Raw genomic sequence first — 17,287 nt, 5'->3', positions numbered from 1 at the left:
TCCTGCACAGAATAACACTTCAACTTTAGGAACAGACTTATTACCGGGGGTTTAACGAGTGACGGGCGGCTAATCCGGGCGTGAAGCGGATGCTGCCTATAGTGATATCTTCAAAGAATTGACGAGGATCAGACAATTAATGGCTTCCCCAGGGAATGCCAAAGATCTGTCGCCATGACATTCTTCCTGACGTCTGAAAACGATAATTTAATTCGTGGCTGCTGATACTGCCTCCTGCCCCCTGGGTAACGGCGGTACGATTGCCTCCGGTTCCCTGATGAATAACAGGCGATGAAGCATACCCCAAACCCAGATTGATCCTGCTAATAGAAAGGTCGTAACTAACCTGCTCGCCCAGATCCTGCTCACCAAGAATAGGATCGGGTGTCGCGGTACCCGTTTGGTAATTCAGCCCCATCAAGGCGCTGGAGCCATCCACTCGGCAGCTGTCTGCAGATGGCGTGTATTCGGTAAACAGAATCAATGAAAACAATCGGGAGGCAGAAGTAATCGCCCGACCCGCAGGGATAACACCATCACTCTTCAAATCAAGCATCCAGCCACTTTTACCCGTAATGACTGACTGAAGTCCCGTGAAACTGCTGACGGTTGAGGAATCCACAGTAAAGGCAACATCACCATTGCTGGTTTTCTTATTGATGGAGCCATTGGTATAAACCTGAACATCCGTGGTATTGACCAGACTGGATAAAAGAACAGAACCGTAAGTCAAATTACCACTGCTGTTCTGTGGTTCCTTAAATCCATAAAAAGACTGTATTTGAGAGGTGCGGTTATCATCATAAGTTAGCAGCCTTCCACTCCCTACATACAACCAGTGATGATTTTTATCCGACAAAGCAATGGGAGCAGCTGAAACCGGCTTTTGGGTATCAAGAAGCGTAGTCAGTGTTGAGCTGCTCAAATCATCCTGCAGCCTCAATCTCAGTAGCTTGCCATCAAGAGTAGAAGCACCCGTTTCAATCGATCCCAGATAAACAGCATCATCTTTATAATCCCGATCCCAGTCTACGGCAGTAATACTGCCCCCATAAGCCTGTGAGATACCTGAATCCAAAGGAGCCATTCCAGAGACAAATGATCGGTTTTTCAGATCATAAACGAAGAGCTTCAGATTCTGGTTACTTGATCCATCATCCAGGGCAGTACGAGTTCCGGATTCTCCTGTTCCTATAGGACCCGAACCCAGTACCAGGTACCATTCATTAGTCGTAGGCGTTTGACTCCAGTCGTCTTCCCCCTGAGCATTTCTGGCCGCCACACGCCGCTTTACAAGTGCCGGACGAGAGGCCGTAAAGCCCAGCTCCGGATGGGTCACTTCCGCCAGAAGTTTTGGAGGCTCCTCAGGGTTGGTAATATCCAGCACAACATAAGCAGAGCGCATTGTTTTGGTATTACCCCCCACAGTCACATCATAATTTCCTCCACCCAGACGCATGCCCATCACCATAATGGTTCCCCAACCTCCCGGATAGTCACTGTCATTACTGTCGAAAATGTTGGCTTCAAACGTTATGGGCTCAGCATCCATATAATACACATGAGGATAATCCGGCTCTCTCAGCCACTGCAGATGGGGCAGCAAATTCATAGGTGTATAGGCCCAAAGCTCTGCCCCTAAAGGGTGACTGACTTCATTATTATCACCTGTGGTGTTGTAGCCATAATTGCTTTCGTCCCAGAATCCACCATTAAAGGCATGGATCATTCCATCGTTAGCCCCAACATAAAGAACATGGCGTCGGTTTTTGTACTGGTTATAGAAAGTGGTGTAAGTGGAGTCAGAATAGAGCGCATCAAACCGGCTGCCTGGAGAGGAAACCAGTTGTGGGGTTGAATGAACAATATCACCAAGACGCCAGACATCATTATCTCCGTCTTCATCGTAATCAATAGTTCTTGGCCGGGTTCCAGAAATTTCCTCACCACGAACATAATTAATAACATTTGTGACTTCAGAAGCTGTCACTCCGAGATAGCCTTCATTACCACTGAATGTATCAGACGTCAGTGGCAGCGTTTCACCTAAATCAACAACACCGTCATTATCTTCATCGAGCCAGGTCAGAATATGACGCCCTCCCGAAGCCAGGGCACTAAAAGTACGTTGACTGGTAAGGTTAGTCAGGTTGGACAACTGATCCCTTGCATCCCAAATTGCATCCAGTTGATTCAGGGACTGTAAAGCTCCATCAGGTGTCAGGGTGATTCCTGAATCAGAAGTAGCGTATCGCTGGAGAAGTGTCTGGTTGGAATTAGGATCAAAAATCAATTTCACGACTTTGTCTGAAGAATAATCATCCAGTCTGTTATTACCATTACTGTCTTCCCGGAGTAACCCTCTGCTATCGACAAAGAGAGCGTGAAGCATTCCTCCCCAGGAGATAGTCTTACCGTTGTACTCCATAGTGGGCTGAAATAATGCCTGATAGAGCACACCTGTACCGGTCTGACTATTAGAGAAGAGGGCTGCATTGGTAGCGGAAGAAACCCTGCTGGCAATATCCTGAAGAACCTGTCCTAATTGAGCTTCTAGCTGACTGGGATTACGTGCAAAATAGTAGTTGTCAGGTAAGCCATCAGAACCAATAGAACCCGTCGTATTATTTCGACTGTCCCATTCTCTGTCATCATCCGATACACCATCACCATTGTCATCGTACTTGGGGGTTCCATCGCCATCGAGATCAACAAAGCCACCGTATTTAGCAGCAAACCAGAGAGGCTTTTCAAGGAGACCAGCAGAGTTACCACTGGCCGTAAAATTATTGACCTCATACTGACTCTGTCCTTTATAGACAAAATCATTTTTCAACCCATCGTCGAATGTCCCCGTCATGGTATAGCTGAACCTGAGGTTTAACCCGGCATAAACACCGTCCACCTGAACAGCCATTCTTACCTGATCACTGCCAAAGCTGCTGATACTCAAGGCTGAATCTGAAGTCGCTGTGCACTGTGCTCCCACACAAAACTTAATTCTTGAGGACGCATCATAATCAAAGTCATTTCCCCAGAGTGAGTCCTCCCAGGTAAACAACAAGCTACCTTCTACTACCTCCCCTTCAGAATTCAGAACGACATTTTCGACCACTACGTCGGTCAAGGTACAATCACTACCACTGCCAGAGAAATTGGTTTCTGATCCAAAGTTAGAACTGGTATGACAAACCGGCTGGAACGTGACACTTTTACCACCCGCATTCAAGGTAAAGCTGGGCATACTCTCCGCCAGCTGAATTGAATAGGTTTTCACTTTTTGTACGCCGTCGAGAGTGGCGTTCATATCCGTCTGATTACCGTAGAACGCTAATCCAGAAACTTGATAACTTCCCTCAAGCTGAGGCAGCTCTGGACAAAGCCCCTTAGCTTCGGACAGACCATTGAGATATTTGGCAGTACATTGTCGTGTTGATCCAGTACCACCTACCAGGTAATTCCCTGCAAAACTATTGTTATACTCCAGCTCGCCTACTTCATCTGTTTTGCTGTTTACGCTGGAAGTACCAGACAAACCGGGCAAATCAGCACTACTGGCCAGTTCATCAGAATCAAATGAGTTCAACCCACTGGACAGCAGGATAATAGAACAGTTGGCACAAGCATTGGCAGAGGTGACAGGTGAAATCCAGGACTCAGTAGAAAGACCTGAGACGAATTGAGTATCCGCAGTGGTATTAAAATCACTGGAAGGAGATGACTGCCCTGCGAAGTATCTCAACGCTTCAAGATACATTTCAGCCAGTGGATTCCCCCAATTACTGCAATGTCGATTGGAATAGGTTGAACGCCCGGCTTTAAAAGTATCAATAGAAATACCGTAAGTGTCGCAATCCGTATATTTGTTCTCACTGTAACTGTACTTGGCCATTCTGAAGCTGTTGATATGCTGAATAATGCCATTAACAGAACTGTTAAAAATACCCGTAGAGACATTCAGCTCATCATCTGCAGACGACGAGTTACCGCCAATTTTGGAAATATTTCTCCGCAGTAAACCACCCGAGATGTTCTTGTCGTAGCTGCCACTGATCAAACCAAAACGAATACTGCCGTCTTCACCATAACGCTGCAGTATGCCTACAGGCTTTGAATTACCGCTGGAATATTGTCTGCACCGATCCGATGTAGTGGCATCCTTTCCAGCAACACAGGACTCAACCCTGACCGTATTTTCTGTTAACTGATAACTGCTGGAAGGACTGTTAGATGTTCCCCATTGGCACTGAATAACTTCAGTTGAAGCCCATCGAGGCCACTGGCCAGAAGCTACACGAACTTTTGGGTCACCATTTTCGCTGGTGGCCAGATTACAGAGACTCACTGAGCCACTGTAGGGTGTCAGGCTGGATAAGTCGCTGCCACTGTATACTTTGACAAAAGCATGAATATCCCTGGGCAAATAGGCTCTTTCCAAAACGGTCAGAGAGGATGTATCTGAAGAGCGTTTACCGCCAAATAATACTTTTCTCAGAATATCCATTCGACTCATGGTCGCCCAATTCAGAAAGTTACCACTCCATTCAGCACCAGACGTATCACAATAATGACTATTCACACCTGTTGCCTGCACCACAGGTGAATAACGACCATTGGAGGAGCTGTAGGAATAGCACCACTGGCTGTCAAAGTACCCCAGGTACTCAAAACTGTCTTTATAAGTCACATCCAACTGACCATTACCATCCAGATCCGAGTAATCCGGATAAGCCTTTTTAAACAGTTCATGATCAACGGACATAACCAACATCACCAAGGGTTCTGAGCTGCGGCTTAACAAAGGCGGAACAGAAGAATAGAGATTCGATGAAGGATTGGCTGATGCAAAAGATGCCCAGACTATCCATATTGACAGGCTATTGATCAGCATTTGCTTTATCTTCATGACTGCACTCCTTGCACCTTTTATGCTCAGCCAGAAGCCTGACCGCGAATAGGCCGGTCGGCCTAAAATCCAGAAAAATGGCCTCGTTCTACTGAATTTTATTCTCGACCACTATTCTCGACCACTATTCTCGGTCAGGCTCCTAGTCATTCTTCTTGTACGTCGTCTGAAGCATCACCCGGGCATCAGTTGAGCCCCCGGTAGCCAAAACAGTAATTCGATAAAACTGAGCCCAATCCGTAAAACTGGCTGGATCTGGAATAGGCCCATCACTTTCCTTGGGTAAATAACACCTGAACTCAACAATGTATTTGGCTTGAGCAGAAATACCCGCCAGATTGATGACCGTGGTTCTATGTTTAGTAGAGGTTGTCCAGACAGACTCATCTTCCCAGGGCTTAGCCGTGCCGTTTTCACACGTTCCTACATCAATGCTGTTAGAGCCACTAAAACACAGTCCATTGCTGCAACCAGAATCAAAATTTGAGAGAGAAAAAACTGTATTCTCGACATAACTTTCAGCTTCCAGCACACCTACTTCAGCGGAATGAAAAGCCAACTGTTCATTTCGGAAATTACCGGTCATCTTTTCTTCCAGACTGGTCATTCTGATTGAAGTAATACCCGCTACGGTTAAAATCAATAGCAGTACCAGACTGACCAGCAGAACACTTCCCGGTTGATACTTCATCGGGCTCCTCATACTACTACCCTCACTGCGGAATCCGATTCCGCAACTCCATAGTTAAAACAAAGGTTCTGCGTAAATAGTTGTCGTTTGGCGTTATTCGATTTCCGGCAAAGAAATAAGATTGAGGGGTGTCTGTCACTTCCTGAAAACTTCTTACCAGTATTTCCATTCTGACACTGGTGACGTTTCTCCAGTCCATGCTGAACAAACCAATATCACTGGCAGTGCGATACTGATTAGCAATACCATCTGCATCACTGTCATAGCCATAACGCAGGTTTAAACCTTCTACACCTTCGAGAAGAGCTTCTGCAAAATTAATGGCTCCAGATGAAGTTTCACCGGAAAACCTTCGATACAAATTGGGCACACCATTACTTTCTCGAAGGTAGTAGGCAACAGACGACAGAGGATATACGTTTGAACCAGTATGATTCTCAACCTTGGCGTCACCAGCAGACGTCAAACAGTTATAGGTGCCACCGAGCTGGCTGGTGCAGTTATATAATGAACCGCTGGATGCTGATTCGTGAGAGACCGTTGAACCAGAAGTGTTGGCTCCTGCCTTGAATACAGAAACCCCCTGACAGTCTGAGCGAACCGCTGCCAGAAGATCGCCCTGAGTAAAACCATGGGGAACGGAGAGCGTCATTCTGGCCGTCCCGGTATTATGACTGGTGACCGTTAAAGCGTTTTCCTGATCAACCCGATGAATGACAATACTCTCTGAAATAGCACTGCTATCGATGTGAGAGTTATTCGCCAATGGAATACCTAAAATACCCTTATCAAAATGAGCCATCCAAGTTCGATCATTAGTACCTGTGAATATTGCATTGGCAAGTTCTGCACTGAAAGGACATCCCGTTGAGCCTGCCATTCGAATATCCCGAGCAATGAGATCAATAGCAAAGCGAGCATTTTCCTGTATTCTGGAAAGTTCATCCTGCAACATATAGGTACGATTGGCACTGAGGAAAAGGTGTCCAATGCCCGCAATGAGAATGAGCCCCAGTAGCATCGCGACCATCATCTCCACCAGAGACAAGCCAGCTTGTTTCACTAACTGTCTAATCATAATGCACTCCTCAGCACAACTTCTCGTGCTGCTTCGGCACTATGGGAGTCGTTGAACTTCAAAGTGATGACATAAACACGGCCTGAGGCAGTATTTTCTATAGCAATTGAGCCTGTTGCATCAGGCAACTGACAGGCCATCTGGAATTTCCATTGCTGAAGATCATACGTAGCTAATTGAGACTCGCTGCAGGAGGCTGATTCACAGCTATTGATAAAATCATTGGTGGTACAACCAGCGGCGACATGCTCTGACTCAGTAACAATATAATGACTACCACTGGCCGCTACGGTTCTATTCGCTCGAATCCGGTCCATCATGTCATTGACAATAATCACGGCCTGAGAGCGAAGGTAAGCAAACTGATTATGCTGAAGACTTTTGGTTTGCAGACCCGCCATACCCAGTACACCGACAGAAATCACCATCAGAGCTACCATAACCTCAATCAGGCCAATACCTCTCTGGTAAACCGTTCTATTCAGGTTGCGTGTACTTCCTTTCATACGCACCTCACTAGTTATCACCGTTTGATCAGTTGCATGTTCCCGATTCAGACACTCTTGCTCTCCCAGTCATACTCAGAACAATTTGTCTGATTTCAAAACCATTTGAGTTAGCTTCACACAAAGTAAAAGATCCTGCCTGTCGAGCCTGCCCATGATGGTTAAAACCTAATGTATTGCCATTGTTCCACTGCACCGAAACAAGGGAGTCAGCATCATCAAAAACCCTGATCAACTGATCACCCGCTTCCAGAATTCCGTCGGCGTCTTCATCTTCGAACACCAGCCAGCCCGTGTTCCAGTTAGTCAGTGAGTTATCACACCCTGACCCATTACTGGACTTACAGATCGAAACAGGGCTTTGTCGTTTAATGGCTTCACTGCGAGCCAACAACATACTGCCAAAAAGAGTCTGGGTATTGGCAGCAACACGGCGATCGGCCAACATATCTTTCATAGAGGGAGCGGCAATAGCGATAAGAATTGCAAAAACAGACAGTGTGATCAGCATTTCAGGAAGTGTCATCCCTGCTCTACTCATCCGCTTTTGACCGGGTCCGAACACCATAATCAGTTCCCTGCACCAGAGCATGAAGAAGAAGGTTTCCCAACTTCTTACTGCACCTTAGCTGTAGTTCCTACCAAACCTGAAAAGCATGACCAGAGAGCCTGATAGCAAGATCACTTGAACCGACTAGTGGCAAAAACAGCTTTATTTGAAGGGGTAAAAGCTTGAGGATCGTCACAAAAATATAGGTGCTCACCGCAGCTCATCTGGATCAGTTACCGATTATCGGTATCAACTGCCAACTAAAAAAACATTGTGTTCAACTCTGCCATGTAAAGATGCAGCACACTGCCCCGGCGCGTTAGAAGCACTGATAACAAAGAATAAGAAATACACTCTCATGGATGTTCAGATACCCGTTAAATATTCCGGTTTTACGTTGATAGAGCTGATGATCACTGTGGCAATACTGGCCATACTCGCCAGCATTGCCTATCCCAGTTTTGATGCATCCATTCAGAACAGTAGGATTACTTCACAGACGAACCGGATTTTAGGTGCTCTTCAGTTTGCCAGGAGTGAAGCTTCTGCAAGAAATGTAGCCATTACAGTTTGTGGTTCGAATAATCAGGCGGCATGTAACGATACTGACTGGTCAGACGGATTTATTGTTCTTGAAGGGGCTAATGTCTTACAAGTATTTGATCGACTGGAAGGGGGTAATCAAGTATCCCTAGGGCTCACTCCCGAACCTGTAGGAAACCCCATTAGCTTTAATAATGAAGGACAACTTGGCCAGACCATAGGAGTAAGCATTTGTGATAACAGAGGAAATGCTTTCTGTAACATTATTCAGCTAAACGGCGCTGGGCAGGCAAGAGTTCAATGAATAATATAAAAAAACGGCCTTCTCTTTTAAGTCAGTCTAATGGTTTTACTCTAATCGAAGTACTTGTAGCTGTTCTTGTTCTAGCTATTGGCTTACTGGGAATGGCATCTCTACAACTTATCAGTACTCAATCCTCTTCAAGTGCGTTGACTCGAAGTCAGGCCACAATGCTGGCTTATGACCTAGCTGAAAGAATGCGTCAAAACAGAACTGAAGCGATTAGTGGATCTTACGACGTAATCAAGGTTGATGCTTCTGGAGATCAAGACAACGCCCCTGCATCACCGAACTGTATTCAGATTGGCTGCAACAGCGGTCAACTTGCTCAACAAGATGTTAGAGAATGGCTCGATAACATAACAGATATAGCAGGCATAGGAGTTGATGGTGCGGCCTGGCGCCCTAGCATCGCCGGAGCTACTGCCGTAATCACTCGAAATAATAACGAATTCACACTGCTTTTATCCTGGAATGAAGCTGATAGTGCTGAAAACCGTGACATCACACGTAGTTATCGTATGGAGTTTGATTTATGAGAAGTAATCACTATCAGAAAGGCTTAGGCCTTATTGAACTGATGATTGCTCTGGTGCTCAGCTCGTTGCTGATGCTTGGTGTAACACGTATGTTTGCCGACAGTGTTTCGTCCAGTAGTTCGGAAACTGCACTTGCTCAAGTTCAGGATAGTGCCCGAATTGCAATGGAAATCATCAAAAAAGACGTTCGCATGGCGGGCTTCCAAGGTAACTGCGTTGCCCCAAATTCACAGTTAGCCCCAAACTCGATACTCAATTTTCAAACCCAGTCAGTGTTTGGTGAAGAGGGCAATGGCACCAATAGTGACTTTTTTACCATTGTGACCGCAGGAGAGCTTTCCGCACCTGATAACTACCTCAACCCCGGTGCTGGATCAAGTCTAGTGCGAGTACTGGACTTTAACCAAAGTTCTGCTCCAGGAAATACTAATGTCGATCTAGACAGACAAATGTGCTTTTCAAGCACAGATATCTTCATGGTTACAGACTGTCGACAGACTGCGATTTTCAGCCCTGAAGATGAAGGAGCAGACTGTAAGACTGATCCAACTACCATTACACCTGACAATAATATGAATCCATTAGGTGTAGGTGGGGCAAGTGTTTCGTTGAAAGACTTTGTCATTGCAGACGGATGTATTGAGTCTGACGTTTCTACTCATGATAAATGCCCGGTACTTTACAAGGTCGGCACTATAGCTAATCAAGGCACTCGATACTCTATTGATACTCTCAAAGATGCCACAGACACAAACATTCCTGGTCCAGATGGGCAGCCTGTTTTCGCCTTGTTTAGAGATGGCGTTCAAATGGTAGACGGCGTTGAAAATTTACAAGTGCTTTATGGAATTACAAGAGGCGCATCTACTCGCTATGTAAGCGGCTGTGCCAGTGGAACAGTTGCAGCAGGAACGTGTATCCCTGGTTGTACCGCAGCGGAGGTGAGTACTGGTAATTGCAATCCTGGAGCAATTACCCATATCAAAATCAGTTTACTGATTGCATCAAGCTCACCTGTAGCAAAGACTACTGCAACTGACACATTCCCCATTCAGAACCTCAATGCAGCCAACGATGAATTAGTTATTCAGAACAATAATGACCGCCGCTTGAGAAGAGTATTCACCTCTACTATTCAATTGAGAAACAGTGGCTAATAATGAGAACTACATCACCCAATCAACAGCAGGGAGCCATACTTTTCATCTCCCTTATAATTCTTCTACTGGTCACTATTGTAGCCATTGGTAGTACACGCCTCTCAACAATGGGGCAAAGAGTTTCTCATAACTATCAGCTAAAAAACACGTCCTTCCAAGCGGCTGAAAGTGGTCTCGAAAGCTCTCACCGCCTTCTTTTATCCAGCAGTTTTTTTATGTCTCAAGCTGACCAAGCTATGAGTGATCCCAACTCGAATGGACTTGAAAGTAGTTTTGTTTATAACGATGTCAACGGCGGTGTAACTACTGATGTTGCGACAGAATCAAAGTTAGTTGAAAAAATTGTCGACTCTGGAAACAGTTTAGGAGTTGGTAAAGGCTCCCCACAATTTTATGTTTACGAAACTCTCAGTACAGCAAATATTCGAGACAACAACGACGTAGAATCAGTACTCGAAAGAGGCCAACTGACCAGTCGTGTTGATCAGTGATCAGGATTATAAAAAGATGAGAATTAAAGATAGTTTAACCGCACTGCTGACCAGCTCGCTCTTGACATCGAGTACACTCAACTGGGCAGACGATACTGACATTTTTCTGAACAGTGCTAATTCCAGCAGCACTATAAAGCCAAACGTACTTTTTTTACTGGATAACTCTGGTTCCATGGGATGGGATATTTCTGATGGAAGCCAAGATAGAATTGATGTTTTAAAAGAATCGTTTCAAAGGGTAATAGACAGCTCTACAGGTATTAATGTTGGACTGCAGAGGTATTGGGACAACAACAGTCTTAGCGATGATTCTGATGGACTATACCACCCTGTAATGGACATTGACCTTCCTCTAACTGGAGAAGTCTTATCAGCCCCTGCAATAAATTCAGGCACTGATGATGTCACACAAACACACACAGGAACAATGGATTTGGACTCTGACTCACTGACAATAGGTGAGAAAAATATCTTTAAGATTGGTCCAATTATGAGAGGCAACCAACATAACGTTTCTGCAAACCAGAGAGATAATGGTAACGCCTGGATTACTGACTCCCATTTAAGATTTGGTAGAGAGCAGCACGGAAGTTACACAACGGGGCTTATTTTCAACAATCTTGATATCCCATCCAATGCAAACATTATTGATGCCAGGATCACTCTTACTCCATGGGGTAGCTATGACTTGCTCTATACGCCTCTCAATCTAAAAATAAGAGCAGACAGTCAAGCAAATCCACCTTTTTTTGGTACTTCAAGTAACACACCAAGAGGGCGCTCAAAAACCTCTAACGAAGTAACCTGGCGAACAGATACTCACCCTGTATCAAATTATTCAAAAACAATGACACCCAATCTTTCTAGCATTGTTCAAGAAGTCATTGATTCGGTTAATTTCAATACAGATCGTATCGCATTTATTTTTGATAATATTAATAGTAACGACTACGATGATGCTCACGATACAGATCAATCTAAACAACCTACTTTCAGCTTAACTTATTCACTAAATCAACCCGAAGATGACAAAGTACTAGGGCTTCGATTTGAAGAAGTCGATATACCTCAGGGAGCTATAGTAACCAACGCTAGAATTCGTTTCTTCTCTAAAGGTGGAAATAATAATAATTTAAAAATGACTATCCAGGCCGAAGATAGTATAAATCCACCGACGTTTACATCAACCACATCAAATATTTCAACCAGATCACTCACTAGCCCTCCTGTCACCTGGGATAGTACACCTTGGCCCAGCTACAACCCAGGCACAAACACTCCTCCTGAAGCTGTTTATAGTGCTGATATCAAAGACATTTTACAATCGATAACTGATAAACAAAACTGGTGTGGCGGAAACCCAATGGCTTTTGTAATAAAAGCTGCAACCGGTGAAAACGGTTTTAGAGAAGCATTCAGTTCAGAAGGTGATAGTTTATATAAACCAACACTGGAGCTTGATTATCAATACAATCCTTCTATGCCGGGAACGGGTTGCATGAAGCGACGCTTTAGTACCAGCATTGAAAAAAGCGAGAACGATGCTCAAAAAGATGAAAATAAAACGAAAAGGAATCGAAACTCTCTGGAACTATCTAATGAGGCAATCGGCTTAAGATTTAACAATATCCCTCTAAATCAAGGAGCTACAATTCTTGAAGCTTTTCTAGAATTCACTGCCTCTGATAATTCCAGTAACAACGAAACAGTAACTATACACGGTGAAGACATTGACAACTCACCTGCATTTACTTCAGATAGTAGCTCCATTACAGGAAGAACTAAAACCAGTAACAGTACATCTTGGGTAATAGATTCAAACTGGCAATCAAACAGACTATACCGCTCAACAGATGTAAAGGATATCGTCCAAGAAATAGTGAGTCGAAGTGGCTGGAGTGTAGGTAACCAGATGTCATTTATTCTCAACTCAGCGGGCAGTCCTACATCAGGTCGAAAAGTTTACTCTTTTAATGGTAGTCAGGGTAATGCTCCAAGACTCTATATCAGGGTAGGGAATAGTGGCTATAACGACTCAACTCAGATACGAGTACGAGATAGAGTCAAAAGCTATGTAAACAGTTTAAGACCTGATAGCGGTACACCTACTGTAGACAGACTCCTGACTGCTGCAAAATATTTTCAAGGAAGCAATAGTCCTATTGAGGAAAGTTGCCAGACCAACCACCTTGTTTTACTTTCAGATGGTGACCCAACAGGTTTGAGCACTAGCACACGAAACTTTATAAACAACAGTGTTCCAGGTTCGCCCTGCTCAGATAATGATGACGATCTTGATTGCGGACAAGCGTTGAGTGGCTGGATGCTTGATACTGACTTTAAATCCAATGTAGCTGGTGATAATAAACTAATTCTTCATACAATTGGGTTTGACCTTGGGGATTGCACTAATGGTGTAATTAATGAAGATGAAGACAGTGACACTTGTATTTTTCTGAAAACACTCGCCAATCCTAAAGAAAAGGCAAACCCAGAGGGTACATTCTCTAGCGCATCCAATACTGCTGAACTACTTAAAGCATTCAAGAACATCATTGAATCTGCCAAGAGCAGTGAAAGCAGCTTCACCAGCCCTGGGGTTGCAGCAAACCAATACAATAACTCAACCCATCTCTCACAGCTTTATTACTCTATATTCAAACCTTCACCTAGTGACAGATGGCAAGGAAACATCAAGCGTTACACCATATCAACTGACCCAGCTGGAATATTCGATGCTAAAGACCCTTCTGAGGATGCAGTAGATCCAGAAACAGGCTTCTTCAAAGATACAGCAAGAAGTTTCTGGGGTGACAGCTCAGCACCTGCAGATGGTAAAAGTGTTGATAAAGGTGGCGCCGCAGACAACCTACCTGATTCCAGTGCAAGAAAGCTATTCACATTCATTGGATCAAATCCTGCAGGTCAGCCTGTCGCTCTGAATGACTCAACTTATAAAATTATTAGAGGGAATTCACAGCTTACACCTGCAGCTATGGGTCTAGATGCAACAAATACAGAACGTAGAAATCAGTTAATTGACTGGATTCGTGACCCTGGTACAAAACTGGGAGACCCTTTGCACTCGGTACCAGCACTGGCTACATATAAATGTACAGCGACCTTTACTACTTCTAATGCTTTGTCTTGCGATGAAGATGATCAAGAACTTGTTTTATTTGTAGGGACCAATGACGGCTTCCTTCATGCAATAAACTCTAGAACAGGTATCGAAGAATTTTCATTTATGCCCCAGGAGATGTTACAAAACCTGGATAAACTAAATACAAACGATACTACTGACCGCTCATCTGGCGAGGTTCGTCCCTATGGCCTCGATGGCAGCGTCACACTTTGGACAAATGATAAAAACAGAAATGGGGTTCTCTTTGGGGGAGCCGATACTCTTGACGTTGATTCTGACGACAACATATATGAAGAACTTTCGAGAACCGATGCGAACACTGATGAGTTTGTCTATGCCTATATAGGCATGCGAAGAGGTGGTAGAAACTATTACGCTATTGATGCAACTGACCTCAGTAATCCAAAAGTACTTTGGTATATCAAAGGTGGAGAAGGTGACTTCATGCGGCTAGGCCAGACTTGGTCAAAGCCTGTAAAAACTAAAATCAAAATAGGTGTAGACAGCAATACTGATGATAATATTGATGACAGCATCAAAGATGTTCTGATTTTCACTGGTGGCTATGACCCAAGTGAAGATACTGCAAATATCTATCAGCAATCAGGCATGGGTAATGCTATTTATATTGTCGATGCTAAAACCGGGGCTATTATCTGGTCCGCCAGCAGCCCATCTATCAGCGACTCCCTTCATGAATTTGATACACAAGATCTTGCAACCTGGGGTGTTCAAGCATGGAATCCCCAACAGACTTATGTCCCTGTAGTTGGCAGTGATGACACAGATTGTGGCCCGAACATACTTAGAAATAAACCACAATGCGTACTGAAAGGAGGACTGGTATATAAAGCTAGCCATGAGCTTACAGGAGGTGGTACTAATCCTGAGCCTGGAACCAGTTCTTCTTGGGAGCTTGTAGGCCGAAATGGCGACCAGGCGGTAGATAACAGAACTCATAATCTTACTCTCAATAAGATGAACTACAGCACTCCTGGCAGTGTTAGAGTCATCGATCTTGAAGGTGATGGACTGGCGGATCAGATGTTCTTTGCTGATACCGGTGGCCAGGTATGGCGTCTATTTATCAACAACTGCAAGTCATCAATATCTTCAGAGTGTGCAGCGCCTTCGATGAACAACCTGACAAACCTTGTCTGGCCATCAGACAGCAATGGAAATGGTGAGTGGGATAATGATGAGGGCGTTGTAGCAAGCTTGGGCTATAGAAGTCACTGGGGCTCTAGCCAGATTCTTGCTAATGCCAGAAAATTCTTTGTTGAACCAGACATCTCTGCCTTCAGAATGAATGGAAAACGCTATATAGCTATAGCTATTGGCTCAGGAACCAGGCCAGATCCATTAGGGCGAGTAAATAACACTGTAGTAGACCGTTTCTACATGATGGCTATGCCCACTTTGTACAATCCGAGTGTAGATAGCAGTAATGTCAATCAAAAAGAAGTACCAGATCATACATTAATACACCATGACAATAGCAAGCTTTCTAATGTTACGAACACATTAGATGTTAGTGATGTATTTGGTAGTCAATCTGCAAATTGGGAGAAAGGTTGGTTCTTTGACTTAAGCCCCGGTGAAAAGGTCATGACTGAATCCACCACTTACAATGAAATAATTTTCTTTAACACTTACTTACCTTCCACAGGTTATTCCAATAGCTGTACACCTGCAGTTGGAACGGGTCGAGCCTATTCTGTTGCCTTGAGAAATGCCAACCCTGTTCGAGAAATTGAGGATGATGTGCCTACCTTCATCACAGAAGATGGCAAGCGTTATGGTGAGTTAGCCAATACTGGCATACCATCCAAAACAACCATAATCCTTCCTAATGGGAAGAATGGTGTGATTTGCGTGGGAGCAGAATGTATTAAAGGCGGCACCATAGGAGGTACTGGCAATCAGTCTTACTGGCGTCAGATAAAGTAGCACAGGGGTTTAACAATGAAGAAGAATAACGGCTTTACTCTGATCGAGATGATGATTGTGGTAGCTATTATTGGCATTCTTGCTGCAATAGCTGTCCCAAGTTATAACCAGTATGTTCAGGAGTCAGCGATTGCAGATGCACGAGCATCTTTACTGGGGTTAGCCAATGCAATGGAGAGGCACCGAGCTCAGACAGGAAGCTACTTAGGTGCTGCTGCAGATTCTAACTCTGATGGAAATCTTGACAATACTGGTGTGCCAGCCATTTTTGCTACACAAAGCCCCGAAAGCGGAAATGCTCATTTCAATTTACAAATCAATGCAGCCAATGCAACTACCTATACAATCTGGGCAGTATCTACGGGTACTGTAAACATTACTTTGAATGATCGCATAACCTTGCAATCTAACGGGGTAAGAAATGGCACAGGAACCCTCGCCAACGCCTGGAACTAACCAAAAAAGCCCTCAGCAAAGCTGAGGGCTTCCTCCCAAAAGAAAAACCAAATCACTCAACAAAAATCTCAGCCGTCATAACATGACTTTGCCCTGGTTCCAGTTCTACGGGGACCTGCGGCAAGGTTATCGTTTCAACACACACCATGGCCTTGTAATCATGAGTAGGAACGTCTGCCATTTTTTCCGCACGGATTGGGCCTGGGTTCCAGACGACTGTTCCGTTGCTGCCTGATTTTTTGATGGTGATTTTTCTGCCTAATCCCGGGTCGTGAAGGATGCAGGTATCGGTGTCGTCAATATAAGTTCTGTCGACCTCGCCCTGTATTGTCACATCTCCATCCTGGATAGAAGCTCTACCCTCATTCGCTTCATCCAGATAACGCTTACTATCCAGTCCTTCTACCCAGATCAGATCGGTGTTTGAAACGGTAAAATAAGTATGCAGCGCCTGACTGATCTCTACTTTCTTTTCTCCAGTATTTCTGGAAGTCAGCTTGATTTTTAATGTTTCACCGACAATAACTTCGATTCCCAGACTCGCTTTTCCATCCCATTCTGGAATGCTGTCGATGGGTAAAGACAATACGACTCTGGTCTCGCCATTATCGAGTGTTTCACTCAGTTCCAGCTTCCAGAGTTCAGTACGAGCAAAACCATGATTAGGACCGCCCTCTTTTCGAGGACCAAACCATGGCCAACAAACCGGAACACCGCCCCTAATCGCTTTGCCTTCTGTCATATCTGCCAAAGGACTCATCCAGAGCACTTTTTCCTGAGCGTTGGGTTGATAACTTAAAACCTGCCCTCCCTGTAGAGAAACCATCGCTTTGGCAAATCGGTTTTCAATTTCAAGTACAGGCAATGCCCCCATAATTCTGGGTTTGATGGCGGAATCAGTTTGAAAAGTCATAGCACAACTTCCTGCGTGTTTTAGGAGATATGTCTTAGCAATAAATTTTATTATT

12 protein-coding genes are annotated in these 17,287 nt (G+C 44.5%); 6 read left to right on the top strand and 6 right to left on the bottom strand.

Annotated elements, in window-relative coordinates:
* Positions 1-136 precede the first annotated feature (136 nt).
* From GZ78_RS22365 to GZ78_RS22345, 5 genes are all read right to left on the bottom strand, one after another.
* A complete protein-coding gene (locus GZ78_RS22365) occupies positions 137-4,906 on the bottom strand; it encodes a pilus assembly protein (RefSeq protein ID WP_034841251.1) in 4,770 nt (1,589 codons plus the stop codon).
* A 142-nt stretch (positions 4,907-5,048) separates the two neighbouring features.
* Positions 5,049-5,597, bottom strand: coding sequence for a pilus assembly PilX family protein (locus GZ78_RS22360; RefSeq protein WP_034841249.1), 549 nt, complete (start codon positions 5,595-5,597; stop codon positions 5,049-5,051).
* A gap of 22 nt (positions 5,598-5,619) precedes the next feature.
* Positions 5,620-6,675, bottom strand: coding sequence for a PilW family protein (locus tag GZ78_RS22355; RefSeq protein WP_034841246.1), 1,056 nt, complete (start codon positions 6,673-6,675; stop codon positions 5,620-5,622).
* Positions 6,672-7,181: a type IV pilus modification protein PilV gene (gene pilV, locus GZ78_RS22350; protein WP_051786459.1), complete on the bottom strand. Its 510-nt coding sequence runs from the start codon at positions 7,179-7,181 to the stop codon at positions 6,672-6,674. Before pilV (GZ78_RS22350) ends, GZ78_RS22355 begins: the two co-directional genes overlap by 4 nt.
* A 28-nt stretch (positions 7,182-7,209) precedes the next feature.
* Positions 7,210-7,749: a GspH/FimT family pseudopilin gene (locus GZ78_RS22345; RefSeq protein ID WP_161787476.1), complete on the bottom strand. Its 540-nt coding sequence runs from the start codon at positions 7,747-7,749 to the stop codon at positions 7,210-7,212.
* Between the two features lie 340 nt (positions 7,750-8,089).
* Between GZ78_RS22345 and GZ78_RS22340 the strand changes: the two genes are divergently transcribed.
* From GZ78_RS22340 to GZ78_RS30460, 6 genes are read left to right on the top strand one after another with little or no spacing between them, the layout of a single operon-like run.
* Positions 8,090-8,578 (top strand): GspH/FimT family pseudopilin, encoded by a 489-nt coding sequence (locus tag GZ78_RS22340; RefSeq protein ID WP_034841242.1) that lies wholly within the window; start codon positions 8,090-8,092, stop codon positions 8,576-8,578.
* The gene (gene pilV / locus GZ78_RS22335) at positions 8,575-9,114 is read left to right on the top strand and encodes a type IV pilus modification protein PilV (protein WP_051786458.1); all 540 of its coding nucleotides are present in this window, start codon (positions 8,575-8,577) and stop codon (positions 9,112-9,114) included. Before GZ78_RS22340 ends, pilV (GZ78_RS22335) begins: the two co-directional genes overlap by 4 nt.
* A complete protein-coding gene (locus tag GZ78_RS22330; protein ID WP_034841240.1) occupies positions 9,111-10,271 on the top strand; it encodes a PilW family protein in 1,161 nt (386 codons plus the stop codon). The genes pilV (GZ78_RS22335) and GZ78_RS22330 overlap by 4 nt, the downstream gene beginning before the upstream one ends.
* A gap of 2 nt (positions 10,272-10,273) precedes the next feature.
* On the top strand, positions 10,274-10,765 hold the full coding sequence (locus GZ78_RS22325; protein WP_034841238.1) for a PilX N-terminal domain-containing pilus assembly protein: 492 nt from the start codon (positions 10,274-10,276) through the stop codon (positions 10,763-10,765).
* A gap of 16 nt (positions 10,766-10,781) precedes the next feature.
* Positions 10,782-15,863: a hypothetical protein gene (locus tag GZ78_RS22320; protein ID WP_152558891.1), complete on the top strand. Its 5,082-nt coding sequence runs from the start codon at positions 10,782-10,784 to the stop codon at positions 15,861-15,863.
* A 15-nt stretch (positions 15,864-15,878) separates the two neighbouring features.
* Positions 15,879-16,319 (top strand): type IV pilin protein, encoded by a 441-nt coding sequence (locus tag GZ78_RS30460; RefSeq protein WP_034841233.1) that lies wholly within the window; start codon positions 15,879-15,881, stop codon positions 16,317-16,319.
* A gap of 52 nt (positions 16,320-16,371) precedes the next feature.
* On the opposite strand, the gene GZ78_RS22310 is transcribed toward GZ78_RS30460, so the two are convergent.
* On the bottom strand, positions 16,372-17,232 hold the full coding sequence (locus tag GZ78_RS22310) for a D-hexose-6-phosphate mutarotase (RefSeq protein ID WP_051786457.1): 861 nt from the start codon (positions 17,230-17,232) through the stop codon (positions 16,372-16,374).
* Between the last annotated feature and the right edge of the window lie 55 nt (positions 17,233-17,287).

Source organism: Endozoicomonas numazuensis, assembly GCF_000722635.1.
GTDB classification, from domain to species: Bacteria; Pseudomonadota; Gammaproteobacteria; order Pseudomonadales; family Endozoicomonadaceae; genus Endozoicomonas_A; species Endozoicomonas_A numazuensis.
This window is presented reverse-complemented; position numbering and strand designations above follow the sequence as displayed.

Excerpts from the sequence above, each read along its gene's own strand:
- GZ78_RS22330 (WP_034841240.1), top strand. The coding sequence starts at position 9,111 with ATGAGAAGTAATCACTATCAGAAAGGCTTAGGCCTTATTGAACTGATG.
- GZ78_RS22365 (WP_034841251.1), bottom strand. The coding sequence starts at position 4,906 with ATGAAGATAAAGCAAATGCTGATCAATAGCCTGTCAATATGGATAGTC.
- pilV (WP_051786458.1), top strand. The coding sequence starts at position 8,575 with ATGAATAATATAAAAAAACGGCCTTCTCTTTTAAGTCAGTCTAATGGT.
- GZ78_RS22320 (WP_152558891.1), top strand. The coding sequence starts at position 10,782 with ATGAGAATTAAAGATAGTTTAACCGCACTGCTGACCAGCTCGCTCTTG.
- GZ78_RS22325 (WP_034841238.1), top strand. The coding sequence starts at position 10,274 with ATGAGAACTACATCACCCAATCAACAGCAGGGAGCCATACTTTTCATC.
- GZ78_RS22345 (WP_161787476.1), bottom strand. The coding sequence starts at position 7,749 with ATGGTGTTCGGACCCGGTCAAAAGCGGATGAGTAGAGCAGGGATGACA.
- GZ78_RS22310 (WP_051786457.1), bottom strand. The coding sequence starts at position 17,232 with ATGACTTTTCAAACTGATTCCGCCATCAAACCCAGAATTATGGGGGCA.
- GZ78_RS30460 (WP_034841233.1), top strand. The coding sequence starts at position 15,879 with ATGAAGAAGAATAACGGCTTTACTCTGATCGAGATGATGATTGTGGTA.
- GZ78_RS22340 (WP_034841242.1), top strand. The coding sequence starts at position 8,090 with ATGGATGTTCAGATACCCGTTAAATATTCCGGTTTTACGTTGATAGAG.
- GZ78_RS22360 (WP_034841249.1), bottom strand. The coding sequence starts at position 5,597 with ATGAAGTATCAACCGGGAAGTGTTCTGCTGGTCAGTCTGGTACTGCTA.
- GZ78_RS22355 (WP_034841246.1), bottom strand. The coding sequence starts at position 6,675 with ATGATTAGACAGTTAGTGAAACAAGCTGGCTTGTCTCTGGTGGAGATG.
- pilV (WP_051786459.1), bottom strand. The coding sequence starts at position 7,181 with ATGAAAGGAAGTACACGCAACCTGAATAGAACGGTTTACCAGAGAGGT.